Source organism: Desertivirga xinjiangensis (genome assembly GCF_024436435.1).
GTDB classification, from domain to species: domain Bacteria; phylum Bacteroidota; class Bacteroidia; order Sphingobacteriales; family Sphingobacteriaceae; genus Desertivirga; species Desertivirga xinjiangensis.
Map to the genome: position 1 here is coordinate 68,105 of NZ_JAFMZP010000008.1, position 13,664 is coordinate 81,768.

The following is a 13,664-nucleotide window of genomic DNA, read 5'->3' on the forward strand; positions in this document are numbered from 1 at the left end:
AATAATGTTAAAGGAGATTTTTGGTAATCTGAAATCTTTTTGTACTTGCTGAAATAACATTAAAGGAGATTTCTGGTAATCTTAATTTAATAAATTAATTCTTTTTGTACTTTTAGCAAAAGTTTATAGAACCTTAAGTAATTCGGCGCGTATAATGTCACCAGAAAGCCGGGGATAAATATGAGGGATTCAAAATATAGATCTGTTTTGTTGATTGATGATAGTTACATCGACAATCTGATTAATCGCAAGATATTAGAAAACTGTATGTTTGCTGATGATGTTGTGGTTATGGATTCCCCTGTTGCAGCGATTGAGTATTTAAACAAATGCTACAATGAGCAAACCTTGCCGGAGGTGATTTTTCTGGATATTCGTATGCCTGAAATGAACGGATTCGAGTTTTTACAAAAATTAAAAGAGATAACTACCGAAGACAGTAAACTTAAAATTTTTGTTCTTTCGTCATCTTTGGATCCTAGTGACCTTAGAAGGGTTGAAGGTAACAGTCTTGTAACCAAATTTATTGGGAAACCACTAACGGTTAGTGTTCTTGAAGATATAAGATAATGATTTTAATTGCCGATAGCGGTTCAACTAAAACAGACTGGATATTAAAATTTAACGACTCTGAGTACCTTGAATTTACCACTAAAGGAATAAATCCTTATTTTGTTAATGATAAGGAAATTTGTAAGGTATTGTCGGCCTATGACGAGATCCAGGAATTTAACTCCCGCATAAAAGAGGTGCATTTTTTTGGAGAGGGCTGCTCTACGCCCGATAAAAGGGAGATAGTGTCAAACGGCCTTTCGAAGGTTTTTTCTAAAGCGTATATAAACGTTGAAAATGACGCATTAGGTTCCGCATATGCTACTTGTGGCAATAGCAGTGGGTTCACATGTATCTTAGGAACATCCTCCAATATCGCCTTTTATAATGGAAAGGAAGTTCAGGAAAGTGTTCATGGGCTTGGTTTTATTCTGGGAGATGAAGGATCTGGTACCTATTTTGGCAGGGCACTGATTACTTCCTGTTTATACGATACGATGCCTGCAGGCCTAAAGGCGTCATTTTTGAAAGAATATCCTATCTCAAAAGACAGTATCATTAAGAATGTCTATCAGGAGCCGCTTCCTAATTTTTATATTGCTTCTTTCAGTAAGTTCCTTAGTGGGCACCGTTCTGAACCGTTTGTTGAAGACCTATTATATAAGGGCTTTGATTTATTTATAAATTCTCATTTATTGCCTTATCCCGGACATCAATCTCACCCCTGTCATTTTGTAGGTTCTATTGCTTATTATTTTCAGGACGTATTGGCTTCTGTTTGTTCTGCGTATAGAATTAAAATGGGGAAGGTCTTGTCTAAACCTATAAGAGATCTAGCCGATTTCATCATAAAGAAATCTTAGTAAAAAAAATCAATTCTCAGTGAATACTGTTTATTCTATGCAATGAATATATTAATATTTGCATTTATAAGTCAGTAAATATATCTTCGTGTTAATAAGGCAAGACTATACCAGCTACAAGGCAGGTGTAGTCTTGTTTGTTTTTTATACACTTGAACCAAAAACATGCAAAATGGCTGAGATAACTTATTATAGTAAAGAGGGATTAGAAAAACTGAAGGAAGAGTTACATTTTTTAAAAACTGAAGGGCGTGCACAAATTGCCAAAGCTATTGCCGAAGCCCGTGATAAAGGCGACCTTTCTGAGAACGCCGAGTACGATGCAGCAAAAGAAGCGCAAGGTCATCACGAAACAAAAATTGCGAAGCTAGAGGATACGCTTGCTCATGCCAGGCTTATTGACGAATCGAAATTGGATACGTCCAAAGTATTGGCCTTGTCTATCGTTAAAATAAAAAATACAAAAAACGGCGCTACCATGACATATCAATTGGTTTCTGAAACGGAAGCAGACCTGAAGTCAGGTAAGATTTCTGTTAAGTCTCCCATTGCGAAAGGACTACTTGGGAAGTCGGTAGGAGAAAGGGCTGAAATAGCAGTACCGGCAGGTAGCATGGAGTTTGAAATTCTGGAGATCTCAAGGTAGTTTATGGCATCGATCTTTTCAAAAATAGTTGCAGGAGAGATTCCTTGTCATAAAGTGGCTGAGGATGAAAAACATCTCGCCTTTCTGGATATAAGCCCGCTCGTTATGGGGCATGTACTGGTAATCCCCAAAAAGGAGGTTGATTACATCTTCGACATGGATGATGAAAGTTATCTCGATCTGCAAGCCTTTGTTAAGAAAGTAGCCTCGGGATTGAAGAAGGCAATTCCTTGTGAAAGAATCGGAATTACCGTTATGGGTTTGGAAGTGCCGCATACACACGTTCATCTCATTCCATTTACGTCTATTGACGATATGAACTTTTCAAGACCGAAGCTCAAGCTTTCGGCAGAACAGTTAGACGATATAGCACAGAAAATATCCACAGAAATGGCGTTGTAAATGCCATTTCTGTGGAACTATTTTACAATTCGCTTTTGATTATCTTTAACAAAAGTATCCCATCCTGAATAGCTTTTTTTTGCACTTCCTCCGCTGGAGATCCGTTGAAAGGAATGGCAAACTGCTACTGCCAAACCATCTGTGGCATCAAGGAATTGCGGAGTTTCAGTAAACTTTAGCAGGGTTTGAAGCATCGCGGCCACTTGTTCTTTTGTTGCACTGCCGTTTCCTGTTATAGACTGTTTAATCTTTCTTGGCGAATACTCGAAGATGGGAAGACTACGGGACAGGGCCGCAGCCATTGCCACTCCCTGGGCTCTGCCGAGTTTTAACATTACCTGGATGTTTTTTCCATAGAAAGGCGCTTCAATGGCAAGACAATCCGGATGATATTCATCAATTAGAGCTACAGTTTTTTCAAAGATGTGATTTAGTTTTAAAGGATGGTCGTCCAGATGGTCCAGTTTTACAACACCTAAACAAATCAGCCCTGTACTGTTTCCAGTCTCTTTCACAATACCATATCCCATTATGGAAGTGCCCGGGTCAATTCCCAGTATAATTCGCTCTTTCGATTTTTCTTTCAGCATCCAAACAATTATACGGCTTTTAAAGTTCAAATGCCATTTACCCTTTACATTAATTGTTTTGCGTAACATTGCAAAAAGTTTAGAGCTTGGCTTACAAAAATAAAAAGCACCTTAGTATCCTTTTAAAAGTTATCATTTTGGTTTTAGCTGCTGTATTTATATATCATAAGATCAGCAATAACACGAACCTTAGGAATTTCAAAGCTTTAACTCACTCTCTTGCAGTAACAAAGATCTATATCACGCTCTCCCTGGTGTTTTTACTGATGTTCATAAATTGGTTGCTGGAAGCTCTGAAATGGCGGTATCTGGTCAGAGAGATAGAGCAGATCTCTGTTTGGAAATCTATAGAATCGGTGTTCTGCGGACTTACGCTTGCTGTATTTACACCCAATAGAATAGGCGAGTATGGCGGGAGGGTTTTTTTCTTATCTCCTAAAAGAAGGATCCTGGGCATTGTTGCCATGGCGGTTGGCTCTGTGGGACAAATGGTAGTTACAAACGTCTTAGGCGCATTGGCTGTCTTATGGTTCTTAAAAAAATTCGTTGAAATGGACGACTCTATATACACGGCATTCTTTATTGGCGGATTGGGTTTTTGTGCCTTTTTTATCCTTTTTTATTTTAAAATACGCTGGCTGCTGGACTTACTTACAAATATTTCATTTTTAAAACGATTCAAAAAATTCTTTGTGATCCTGGCGAGATATAAGACCTCATCGTTGTTCCGGGTTTTCTTGTATTGTATCGCCCGATTTGTTGTCTTTACATCGCAATATTGTCTTTTGATAAGTATGTTAATACCCCAAATTCCGGTTTTCCAAATGGCCATGATGGTATGTATTCTGTTCTTTATACAGTCTGCATTACCTTCATTAGATTTGCTTGACGTTGGCGTCAGGACGCTTACGGCAAGTTTTTTCTTTAGTTATATTACTCATCAGGAGGTGGCCATTATAGCAGCGACGGCATTTATTTGGTTGGTAAATCTTATCATTCCTGCTATTTTAGGCTCCGCATTCGTGTTTAAACTCAATTTCTTTGGTACTAATAATTAGTTTTATTTCTCTTCTGTTTACAGTTGTTTATGTAGCAGTGGTTTTTTATTTAAGAAGAGGCTGGTTTCAGTTACCAGTCTTCAGGTCTGGTCAGGCGCTGCCAGTAAGTAAGGTAAGTATTTTGATCGCTGCACGAAACGAGGAAGATAAAATACCCTTTACTATAGAAGACATACTGAAGCAAAATTATCCTTCAGGGCTTGTTGAATTAATAATAGTCGACGATCATTCAACAGATCGCACTTCCGCTATTGTAGAATCTTATGCTGATAAGGGTGTAAAACTTTTAAGGTTAAATGAAGATAGGGCTTTAAATTCCTATAAAAAGAAAGCGATTACGGAAGCGATTAATTTAGCGCAGGGCGAAATAATAATTACGACCGATGCCGACTGCCGTATGGGATCAGAGTGGCTAAGAACAATTGTTGCTTTTTTCGAGGAAAATAACTGTAAAATGGTCTCCTCGCCGGTATCTTATTTTAACGAAAAGGGGCTTTTTGAGCGACTTCAGACGCTTGAGTTCTTATATCTTATCGGTTTAGGTGCCTCATCCATCGGAAACAAAATGCCATCCACCTGTAATGGTGCTAACCTGGCTTACCGTCGCGACGTTTTTTTCGAGCTGCAAGGATTTCATGGAATTGATGATCTCGCATCGGGCGACGATGAACTGTTTCTGCATAAAGTTGCGTCAAGATACCCCGAAGGAATAGGTTTTTGCAAATCGCGGTTAGCAATAGTTTTCACTGATGCGAAGCCGAATTTAAGAGAGTTTATCAGGCAGCGTAAGCGTTGGGCATCTAAAAGTACACGATATAAGAACAAAAAGATAGTAGCATTGGGGATAACCATCTGGCTCTTTAATGTCAATATTATTTTAAATGCAATCCTGGCAATATTCCAGCCATCCATGAGCATTGCTTTTGCATTCATGCTGACAGCTAAATTAATTTCGGAATTTTTCTTTTTAAAGGAAGTGACACAATTTGCCAAAAGAGCGGAATTGCTAAAACTTCTTCCGTTGCTAACTATTATACATACAGTTTACATGATATATATTGGAGTCGCTGGAAATACCGGCAAATATATCTGGAAAGGCCGCCTGGTTCGCTGAACCATTCGTCTCAAAAAGTATTATTAAATATATTTTGAGGCATAAATGTAAATTCGTTATTTGGAGAAATATTATTATACAGCATTTAAATAAGCATTTTGGTACCAGGAAGAAGCTTGGATAAAGAAACAGCGGAAAACGATTTAATACAGCTATTGCTAAAAAGACAGGCTGAGTTGAACGCGTTACTTGAGGTAACATTAGCGATTAATAAAAATAGTGCCGCATCTGTATTGTTTGAAATGCTGGAGGTGATTTTGCGGGTAAACCTGAATGTTGGAAAAATGCGGCTTCTTGTGCGGGAGAACAAGCAGTTTGTTTGTGTTTCAAGTTATGGTGGGGAGATTGAGTCTTCAGCCTCTTTGCTTAAAATTTATCCTATTCTGGAGCCGATAAAATCGATCACAGCTCTTAATACTCATCCAGATGAGATTCTCAGTCGCTTTGATTTTTATGTGCCGGTACGTCATAAAAACAGCACGCTTGCCTTCGTTCTTATAGGCGATTTCAATACGCGGCCCGAATTGCTTAGCCACGAACTAAATTTCATTCAAACGCTTATTAATATTATCATCGTTGCTTTAGAAAATAAAAAACTCTTCAAAGAGAGAGTTCAGCGGGAGAGAATGCAGCGAGATATGGAGCTAGCCAGTGAAGTTCAAAGTATGCTCGTGCCTTTGCGTCTGCCTAAAAGTGAGGCCTTTGAGATTTCGGCAACTTATCTGCCTCACGAAAATATCGGAGGTGATTATTTCGACTTTATAAGGTTAAATAAGCATGAGTTTATATGGTGTATCGCCGATGTGTCGGGGAAAGGCGTATCGGCTGCGTTGCTTATGGCTAATCTTCAGGCTAGTTTGCGTGCCTGGGCGTCGGTAGAACGCGATCTTGAAAAAGTGATCAGGAAACTTAACGAACTTGTGACGAGCAACACCAAAGGCGAACGATTTATAACACTCTTCCTGGGACGCTATAATGAGCAAACGCGCGAACTCGAATTTGTGAATGCCGGGCACAATTCACCCATCGTAGTTTCTGAGGATTCTGTGCAATACCTGAAGGAGGGAACTACAATGCTTGGAATATTCGATGAACTTCCGTTTGTTAATACGGGTGAGTTAACAATGCCACCCAATGCTCTGATTTTTAATTATACAGATGGGCTGATTGAAAGCCCCGATGAAGAAGTGTTTATTATGGAGGACCAGCTTGTGTCTCTACTGAAGTCTCACATAACCTTGCATGTCGACGAAATCAACACCAATATATTGTCAGATATCCAGCAGTTTTATAATGCTAAAATGAATTCAGACGACATCACCTTATTGACATTGAAAGTACATTAGTTTTTTAAAATAGATCCTATTTAATATCTTTGGTCCAGGCTTTAAAAATTGGTTAATATGCTTTTTCCGTTTTATCAGGATGAATTTGTGGAGGCTGGATGTGATGAAGCGGGTAGAGGCTGTCTGGCAGGACCGGTATTTGCCGCGGCTGTAATATTGCCTAAAAATTTTAAACACAAGCTTCTTACCGATTCAAAACAGTTAAAAGAAGAAGAACGCTATAGTCTCAGAAAGCTGATCGAAAAGAAAGCTATAGCATGGGCGGTGGCTCAGGTTGATCATGAAGAGATCGACAGAATTAACATTTTAAATGCTTCATTTCTGGCCATGCACCGTGCCCTGGATCAGTTAAAAGTTTCCCCAGGATTCATTCTTGTCGATGGTAACCGATTTAAATCCTATCAGGAAACACCTCATGCATGTATCATTAAAGGCGATGGGAAGTACTATTCAATTGCTGCTGCTTCTATTCTGGCAAAAACATACCGCGACGATTTCATGCATAACATCGCTGCGATGCATCCTGAGTATGAATGGGCCAGCAACAAGGGTTATCCTACGATAAAGCATAGAAATGCAGTGCTTAAGCACGGATTTTCTCCTTATCACAGGCGCACTTTCAGGGTTACAGATCCTCAGCTTGATTTGTTTTCTGAAACTGAAGAGATGGATGAACTGATCTCTGCCTGATTTTACCATTTTTTTTTACTTTTGCCACCTGATGCCAGATATTGAGAGTTTCCAAGACTCAAGATTTCACAAAGCACGTAAAATAACTATTCATGAAAAATACCGCATTAACTGAAACTCATATTTCTCTGGGCGCTAAAATGGTTCCTTTTGCCGGATATAGTATGCCTGTGCAATACGAAGGTATTAATGCCGAACATCAGGTAGTTAGAAATTCAGTTGGTGTTTTTGATGTAAGCCATATGGGCGAATTTATCCTCAAAGGTGAAAGAGCTCTCGAGTTAATCCAAAAAGTCACGTCGAACGATGCTTCAAAACTGGTGGAAGGTAAAGTCCAATATTCCTGTCTTCCAAACGAAACGGGCGGCATAGTGGACGATTTACTGGTGTACCGGATCGACAGTAACACTTATATGTTGGTGGTGAACGCCTCGAATATCGAGAAAGACTGGAACTGGATATCAAAGTTTAATACTTACGGTGTCGAGCTGAAAGACATATCCGAAAGAACCGCATTACTTGCTGTCCAGGGACCTAAAGCCGCCGAAGCTTTACAAAGCTTAACAGAAACGGACCTGTCTTCAATGGAGTATTATTCTTTTAAAAAAGGCAAGTTCGCAGGGATTGAAAATGTGCTTATTTCGGCTACCGGATATACCGGAGCAGGAGGCTTTGAGTTGTACTTTGATTCAAGTCATGCAGAAGAGGTCTGGAGGGCTATTTTTGAGGCCGGTGCTCCATATGGCATCAGACCAATTGGATTGGGTGCTCGTGATACTCTGCGATTGGAAATGGGCTTTTGTCTTTATGGTAATGATATCGATGATTATACGTCGCCTCTTGAAGCAGGTCTTGGCTGGATCACCAAGTTTAATAAGGACTTTGTTAATGCAGCGCAGCTGGCAGAGCAAAAGCAAAATAAGCCTGCGCGTAAACTTATAGGTTTTGAAATGATCGACCGGGGAATCCCGCGTCATGATTATGAAATTGTGGATAGGAGTGGCAATAACATCGGAAAAGTTACTTCGGGGACCCAATCGCCATCGCTGCAAAAGGCAATAGGCTTAGGCTATGTTAAACCTGAGTTTTCGACCGTAGGTTCAGAGATATTCATTAATATCCGTAATAATCCAGTTAAAGCTCAGGTGGTGAAACTTCCATTTTATAAAGGCTAAACGATTTGAAAGTAGTTCAATTAACATCAGAAAGAAAAAAGATAGAAGTTTGTCTTACTCCGGCCTTGCTTCCTTTATACGATATTGAAAGTAGTATAGTGGTTGTGATTGATATTTTTCGCGCAACCTCATCTATCTGCTATGGTATAGAAAACGGCGCTGAAGCCATTATTCCTGTTTCTCAAGTTGAAGAATGTGTAGCCTACAGTGGCAAAGGCTTTTTGATAGCTGCAGAACGGAACGGCGAAGTTGTGGAAGGGTTTGATTTCGGAAATTCTCCTTTTTCTTACACCGCAGAAAAGGTGGCAGGTAAAACTGTGGTGCTTACCACGACAAACGGAACCCATGCTTTGCATCTTTCAAGGAAGGCAAAAAGTATTGTAGTTGGTTCATTTTTAAATCTTACGGCCCTTTCAAACTGGCTTCGCCTGCAAAATGAAAACATACTTTTAGTTTGTGCTGGGTGGAAGAACAAGTTTAATCTTGAGGACACGATCTTTGCAGGCGCAGTGGTTCAGCAGCTAAAAGGCGATGCCTTTAAACTGGATGATTCTGCAGTTGCTGCGGAAGATCTGTACACACTGGCTAAAGACGATCTCGGAGTTTATATGAGCAAATCATCACATAGTGACCGTTTGAAGAAACTAGGCATAGAAGAGGATATAGCTTTTTGCCTTAACGTAGACATTACCACTGCTATCCCTGTTTTAGATGGCGACAGGCTGGTGAAGCTTTAATCTTCCGATTTCAGCTTTTCATTGTTTTTGTGCCTGTCGGCATCCCGGATGTTCTTCTTTTCCAGGTTCTTATTTAGTGCTTGTGTCAGGTCGATACCCGTTTGGTTTGCCAAACAAATAAGTACAAAAAGTACGTCGGCCATCTCATCTCCAAGATCTACCGCTTTATCTGATTCTTTGAAGGATTGTTCGCCATATTTTCTTGACATAATTCTGGCGACTTCTCCAACTTCCTCCATCAGGATAGCGGTATTAGTAAGTTCGTTGAAGTAACGCACGCCGGTGGTCGTTATCCACTTGTCTACAAGTTTTTGAGCTTCCTCTATGGTCATTCTTTATGTTTAGTGTCAAGGATTATAGTTACAGGTCCGTCGTTTATTAAATGTATTTTCATGTCCGCACCAAAGATCCCTGTTTCGGTGTTTTTTCCTGTTAAACCGTTTATCTCGCTGATCATTTTTTCGTAAAAGGGAATAGCAACAGGAGGTTTTGCAGCTTTTGTAAATCCTGGCCGGTTTCCCTTTTTCGTGGAAGCAAACAAGGTGAACTGAGAAATTAACAGGATCTGCCCATTAATTTCCATGACTGATTTATTCATTAGTCCCTGGTCGTCGCCGAAGATCCGCATGTTTACGATCTTTTGTGCCAGCCATTTCAAATCTTCTTCAGTATCTGCATCTTCAATGCCAAGCAGGATCAGAAGGCCAGTTTGTATCTGCCCGGTGACTTGTCCCTCTACCATGCAGGAGGCTTCTGTTACTCGTTGTATAACTGCGCGCATAGATAAGGCTGATATGGATTAATTTCTGGTATCATTCCCATGATAAATACTCAGATAGCTTTCGTATCGGGATTGATCAATTTCGCCATCTTCTACAGCAAGTAAAACGGCACAGCCAGGTTCATTGATATGCCGGCAATTATGGAAACGACATTCGTTCATCAATGCTCTGAACTCGGGTAAAAAATGTGCAAGCTCCTCCTTTTTAATATCAATTATGCCCAGTTCCCGGATTCCCGGGGTATCAATGAGGTAGCCCCCTTGCGGGAGCTTATGCATTTCCGCGAAAGTAGTGGTATGCTGGCCCTTATCGCTCCAATCGGAGATCTTTCCTGTTTTCAGTTCGATATCAGGGATCAGCTTATTGATCAGAGTTGATTTGCCGACACCAGAATGGCCAGAAAACAGCGTTACTTTATCTTTCAGAAGCTCTTCAATGTCCGGGAGATTCGTTCCCTCAATAGCCGATACTTCATAGCATGGATAACCAATACGTTTATAGATTTCTTCATAGTCTGCCAGGATCTCTATGCCTTCCTCACTAAATAGGTCAAGCTTGTTAAATATCAATCCGGCTGGAATATCATAGGCCTCTGCAGTAATGAGGAACCGGTCAATAAATCCTAAAGACGTGCGGGGAGAAGCCAGTGTTACAATAAGAAATGCCTGATCTAAGTTAGCCGCAATAATCTGGGCTTGTTTCGAAAGATTAACGGACTTTCGGATAATGTAATTTTTACGTTCATGAAGCCTGTATATAACGCCGGTTTCCTGGTCGGGCTCCAGTTCAATAGTAACAATATCGCCAACAGCTACCGGATTAGTAGTTTGAATGTCTTTTGTGCGAAATTTACCTTTAATGCGGCAATCCACCACCTTGCCGTCATTAGCAGCCACCTGGTACCAGCTTCCTGTCGATTTTATAACTAGTCCTTGCATGAAGGGGTAAAGTTAACAAAATGCAGCTTTTCGGGTTTTGTTTTTTGCGGTTTCGTATTTATTGGGAACCAGGATTTGATGAAAAGGTATAAAAAATATTTTTTTTGCGATTTTTAAATTTTACTGCGTACTTTACGAACGATTTAGAAAACATGATTAAGTTTACTTATACCATTACAACCACAATTATTTCCACCAGGCTATATGCTGGAGGAAGATCGTGCATGGTGTAATCGAAAATATAAAGAAACCATAAAGCGCCTTCCTCCCACAAGGGGAAGGCGCTTTTGTTTAAAATTACGTAATTAATGAATATTTTAAAGTTTGGCGGCACTTCTGTAGGATCAGTAGAAAGTATCCGTTCGCTGATGAAAATCCTTCAAAAAGAAAAAGATAAGCATGGAAATCCTGTGGTTGTTCTGTCGGCAATGGGCGGAGTAACCAACTTATTGGTGTCTATGGCCGACAAGGCGGCAGCAGGAGAAGACTTTTCTACTTATCTGGCAGAGCTCGAAAGTCGCCATTTTGAGGTTGTTAAGGCGTTGCTTGAAGTTCCGAGACAAAATCCCGTCTTTACAAAGCTTAAGATATTTTTTAATCAGATCGAGGATCTTTTGCAAGGTGTATCAAGCCTAAAAGAACTTACACCCCGCACGCGTGATCTGATATTAAGTTATGGAGAGCGTTGTTCCACCTTTATGGCCAGCAGGATCGCTGATCAGTATCTGGGAGATGCAGTGTTTGCCGATGCGTCCGAGTTAATAAAAACCGATAGTAATTTCGGAAATGCCAAAGTTCACACTGAAGTTACAAATCTGCTGATCCGTGGATTCTATGAAGAGAATAAAGGGAGGCTGATCTTTGTAACCGGCTTTATTGGAAGTAACGAAGAGGGGCGGATCACTACACTTGGCCGGGGAGGGAGTGATTACACAGCTGCCATATTTGGAGCTGCCTTAAATTGCGATGCTATAGAAATATGGACGGACGTTAACGGAATGATGACAGCTGATCCAAGAATAGTAAAAAAAGCTTTCCCTTTAGCGGAGCTTTCGTATACTGAAGCAATGGAATTGTCTTATTTCGGAGCCAGGGTTATTTATCCACCAACAATGATTCCTGCGTTTTTGAAGAAGATCCCAATCGTGATCAGGAATACTTTCGAGCCTGATTTTAGTGGTACTGTAATTAGTCATGAAGCGAAAAAGTCACCGCATAGTGTTAAAGGGATTTCGTCAATTAACGAGATCAGTGTTATCAATCTTACCGGAAGTGGTATGGTTGGTAAAGCCGGGTTCAGCGGCCGTTTATTTTCACTTTTAGCGAGAGAACAGATCAACGTTATCCTGATCACTCAGTCGTCTTCTGAACATAGCATAACCTTTGCGGTAAACCCAGCTGATGCCCTGAAGGCAAAACAACTGATCGAAATTGAGTTCGAACTCGAACTTGAAGCAAAAAAAATTGAAATACCAGTGATAGAGGATAGTTTGTCGGTACTTGCCATAGTTGGCGAAAATATGAAAGAGACACCTGGAATATCAGGTACCCTGTTTCATTCATTGGGCCGGAACGGAGTTAATGTCCGTGCAATTGCGCAAGGCTCTTCAGAATATAATATCTCTGTGATCATATCCCGTTATGACTTGTCGAAGGCATTAAATGCGGTTCATGACGCTTTCTATACTGATCTCAAAAAAACGTTAAATATCTTCTGTTTAGGAACCGGTAATATTGGAAAAACGCTATTCCGTCAGCTTGAAGAGCACAGGGAATTTCTTAAACAGCAAAACGGTATTCTGATAAATGTTATTGGGATAAGTAACAGCCGCAAGATGGTTTTTGAGGAGGGTGGTTTATCACTGCAAAACTGGGAGGAAACTCTAAATAACTCATCGGAAGATGCCGATCTGGATGCCTTTATCTCCAGAATGAAAGAATTAAATCTTCCGAATGCCGTTTTTGTTGATAATACAGCCAGTCCGGCCCCAATTTCGAGATATGCGGAAGTGTTGGATGCGACCATTTCTGTAGTTACTTGCAATAAGATAGGAAATTCTTCTTCCTATGCCCAATATAAAACTTTCAAAGATCTGGCGCATCAGCACGGTGTTGATTTTTACTATGAAACGAATGTTGGTGCAGGATTACCGATCATTCGTACTTTAAAAGATCTGATGCTGAGTGGCGACCGGGTAATCCGTATTGAAGCGATTCTGTCGGGTACCATCTCCTTTATTTTTAACAATTTTAAAGGGGATCTGACATTTCACGATGTTGTAAAGATGGCTCAGGAAAAAGGTTATACCGAACCGGATCCTCGCGACGATCTGCGTGGTACAGACTTCATGCGTAAGATGCTTATCCTTGCACGTGATGCCGGCTATCCTCTGGAACCTGACGATGTAAGAATACAGAGCATGTTGCCTGAAGCTTGCCTGACTGCCAATTCGGTAGATGACTTTTATGCGCAATTAATTGAAAATAACGACTTCTTCGAAAAGTTGAAGCATGAGGCCGAAAGCAGCGGGAAGGTTTTACGTTATATCGGCAAACTTGAGCGGGGCGATGTATCAATCTCGCTCGAAATGGTTGATGATAGTCATCCGTTCTACATGCTTTCAGGGAGCGACAACATAATCTCGTTCACTACAGACCGCTATAAAGAGCGCCCCTTAGTAGTGAAGGGGCCTGGGGCAGGCGCAGAGGTGACTGCTGCGGGTGTATTTGCTGATATTGTAAATGTAGGGGCATAGAGGCCTGTTCGGATT

General features: G+C 40.5%; 15 protein-coding genes. 11 read left to right on the forward strand and 4 right to left on the reverse strand.

The genetic code is table 11. The features are described 5' to 3' along the window. Window positions 1–180: 180 nt before the first annotated feature. The 4 genes from J3P37_RS17835 (at window position 181) to J3P37_RS17850 (ending at window position 2,463) form a co-directional block, all read left to right on the forward strand. A complete protein-coding gene (locus J3P37_RS17835) occupies window positions 181–570 on the forward strand; it encodes a response regulator (protein WP_256012719.1) in 390 nt (129 codons plus the stop codon). Then, window positions 570–1,415 (forward strand): N-acetylglucosamine kinase, encoded by an 846-nt coding sequence (locus J3P37_RS17840; protein WP_256012720.1) that lies wholly within the window; start codon window positions 570–572, stop codon window positions 1,413–1,415. The genes J3P37_RS17835 and J3P37_RS17840 overlap by 1 nt, the downstream gene beginning before the upstream one ends. Before the next feature lie 172 nt (window positions 1,416–1,587). Continuing rightward, window positions 1,588–2,061 (forward strand): transcription elongation factor GreA, encoded by a 474-nt coding sequence (gene greA / locus J3P37_RS17845; RefSeq protein ID WP_256012721.1) that lies wholly within the window; start codon window positions 1,588–1,590, stop codon window positions 2,059–2,061. Window positions 2,062–2,064: 3 nt separating this feature from the next. After that, window positions 2,065–2,463, forward strand: coding sequence for an HIT family protein (locus tag J3P37_RS17850; protein WP_256012722.1), 399 nt, complete (start codon window positions 2,065–2,067; stop codon window positions 2,461–2,463). 17 nt (window positions 2,464–2,480) lie between these two features. On the opposite strand, the gene ruvC is transcribed toward J3P37_RS17850, so the two are convergent. Then, the gene (gene ruvC / locus J3P37_RS17855) at window positions 2,481–3,053 is read right to left on the reverse strand and encodes a crossover junction endodeoxyribonuclease RuvC (protein ID WP_256012827.1); all 573 of its coding nucleotides are present in this window, start codon (window positions 3,051–3,053) and stop codon (window positions 2,481–2,483) included. An 86-nt stretch (window positions 3,054–3,139) separates the two neighbouring features. Here ruvC and J3P37_RS17860 point away from each other — a divergent pair, with 86 nt between their 5' ends. The 6 genes from J3P37_RS17860 to J3P37_RS17885 all read left to right on the forward strand — a co-directional run bounded on the left by J3P37_RS17860 (window position 3,140) and on the right by J3P37_RS17885 (window position 9,173). After that, a complete protein-coding gene (locus J3P37_RS17860; protein WP_256012723.1) occupies window positions 3,140–4,111 on the forward strand; it encodes a lysylphosphatidylglycerol synthase transmembrane domain-containing protein in 972 nt (323 codons plus the stop codon). Continuing rightward, on the forward strand, window positions 4,095–5,225 hold the full coding sequence (locus J3P37_RS17865; protein WP_256012724.1) for a glycosyltransferase family 2 protein: 1,131 nt from the start codon (window positions 4,095–4,097) through the stop codon (window positions 5,223–5,225). Before J3P37_RS17860 ends, J3P37_RS17865 begins: the two co-directional genes overlap by 17 nt. Window positions 5,226–5,323: 98 nt before the next feature. Further along, the gene (locus J3P37_RS17870) at window positions 5,324–6,571 is read left to right on the forward strand and encodes a PP2C family protein-serine/threonine phosphatase (protein ID WP_256012725.1); all 1,248 of its coding nucleotides are present in this window, start codon (window positions 5,324–5,326) and stop codon (window positions 6,569–6,571) included. 57 nt (window positions 6,572–6,628) lie between these two features. Then, window positions 6,629–7,261: a ribonuclease HII gene (rnhB, locus tag J3P37_RS17875; RefSeq protein WP_256012726.1), complete on the forward strand. Its 633-nt coding sequence runs from the start codon at window positions 6,629–6,631 to the stop codon at window positions 7,259–7,261. Window positions 7,262–7,353: 92 nt separating this feature from the next. Next, window positions 7,354–8,436 carry a glycine cleavage system aminomethyltransferase GcvT gene (gcvT, locus tag J3P37_RS17880; RefSeq protein WP_256012727.1) on the forward strand — a complete coding sequence of 361 codons (1,083 nt, stop codon included), beginning with the start codon at window positions 7,354–7,356 and terminating at the stop codon, window positions 8,434–8,436. Window positions 8,437–8,441: 5 nt separating this feature from the next. Beyond that, window positions 8,442–9,173: a 2-phosphosulfolactate phosphatase gene (locus tag J3P37_RS17885; RefSeq protein ID WP_256012728.1), complete on the forward strand. Its 732-nt coding sequence runs from the start codon at window positions 8,442–8,444 to the stop codon at window positions 9,171–9,173. Here the strand turns inward: J3P37_RS17885 and J3P37_RS17890 are convergent. The 3 genes from J3P37_RS17890 to rsgA are packed head-to-tail and all read right to left on the reverse strand — an operon-like array spanning window position 9,170 to window position 10,893. Beyond that, window positions 9,170–9,505: a nucleotide pyrophosphohydrolase gene (locus J3P37_RS17890; RefSeq protein WP_256012729.1), complete on the reverse strand. Its 336-nt coding sequence runs from the start codon at window positions 9,503–9,505 to the stop codon at window positions 9,170–9,172. The genes J3P37_RS17885 and J3P37_RS17890 overlap by 4 nt on opposite strands. After that, entirely contained in the window at window positions 9,502–9,954 is a 453-nt protein-coding gene (gene dtd / locus J3P37_RS17895; RefSeq protein WP_256012730.1) for a D-aminoacyl-tRNA deacylase, read from the reverse strand. Before dtd ends, J3P37_RS17890 begins: the two co-directional genes overlap by 4 nt. Window positions 9,955–9,972: 18 nt before the next feature. After that, the gene (gene rsgA / locus J3P37_RS17900) at window positions 9,973–10,893 is read right to left on the reverse strand and encodes a ribosome small subunit-dependent GTPase A (RefSeq protein WP_256012731.1); all 921 of its coding nucleotides are present in this window, start codon (window positions 10,891–10,893) and stop codon (window positions 9,973–9,975) included. Window positions 10,894–11,201: 308 nt separating this feature from the next. On the opposite strand from rsgA, the gene thrA reads away from it, so the two are divergent. Then, window positions 11,202–13,649 carry a bifunctional aspartate kinase/homoserine dehydrogenase I gene (gene thrA / locus J3P37_RS17905; RefSeq protein WP_256012732.1) on the forward strand — a complete coding sequence of 816 codons (2,448 nt, stop codon included), beginning with the start codon at window positions 11,202–11,204 and terminating at the stop codon, window positions 13,647–13,649. Window positions 13,650–13,664 lie beyond the last annotated feature (15 nt).